The organism is Pseudoalteromonas sp. bablab_jr010, from assembly GCF_016464105.1.
Lineage (GTDB): Bacteria > Pseudomonadota > Gammaproteobacteria > Enterobacterales > Alteromonadaceae > Pseudoalteromonas > Pseudoalteromonas simplex.
On sequence record NZ_JACDWV010000056.1, the window covers coordinates 1 to 283 of the forward strand.

Genomic DNA, 283 nt, shown 5'->3' on the forward strand with positions numbered 1-283 from the left:
AGGTAGTTTTACTGTTAATGCTTCAGTCACCGATGCAGCCGGTAATACCGGCACCGATAGTGCCACTGGTGAAATCGACATTACCGCACCGACGATTAGCCTTGATACCTTGGCCGATAGTAATGATGTGACACCGCTCATCAGTGGGCAAACCACCGGAGCGGCAGTGGGCAGCTTAGTGCTGCTTACTATCACTGACAGTGCTGGTAATGTACAAAGTGCGACAGCGACGGTGCAAGCGGATGGCAGTTGGTCTGTTGAGCCAAGTACGGCATTAGCCGAA

At 52.3% G+C, this 283-nt stretch carries 1 pseudogene; it reads left to right on the top strand.

Going from position 1 to position 283, the window contains the following annotated elements:
* Positions 1–283: pseudogene (locus JIG37_RS03660) on the top strand (RTX toxin); the annotation flags it as partial.